1 protein-coding gene is annotated in these 261 nt (G+C 47.9%); it reads right to left on the bottom strand.

What is annotated here, in order from left to right; all coding sequences use genetic code 11:
* On the bottom strand, positions 1 to 261 hold a 261-nt coding region (locus LJE11_RS21000; RefSeq protein WP_227296456.1), incomplete at both ends, for a DUF5131 family protein.

The following is a 261-nucleotide window of genomic DNA, read 5'->3' on the forward strand; positions in this document are numbered from 1 at the left end:
CTTCCGGCATTTCCTGAATCATATTTTCATCCCCTATGATAGGGACAAGGTCTTCTTTCATAAACACCGGAATGCCGAGCTTATGTGCCTGGTCTATCAGAGACCATGCCCATTCCGGCTCCGTATGAATCTTCCTGCTCTGAGCTCCGGTCATGGTACCCACAACGATCCAATTGATTCCGGAAAGGTCAACTGTGCCGGGATCGTCGAATAACGGCTCAAAGGTAACATGGTAATGTTTTGCTCTGACGTTTTTCCGAA

Origin of the sequence: Blautia sp. DFI.1.216 (genome assembly GCF_020594215.1) — a bacterium.
Lineage (GTDB): Bacteria > Bacillota > Clostridia > Lachnospirales > Lachnospiraceae > Blautia_A > Blautia_A wexlerae.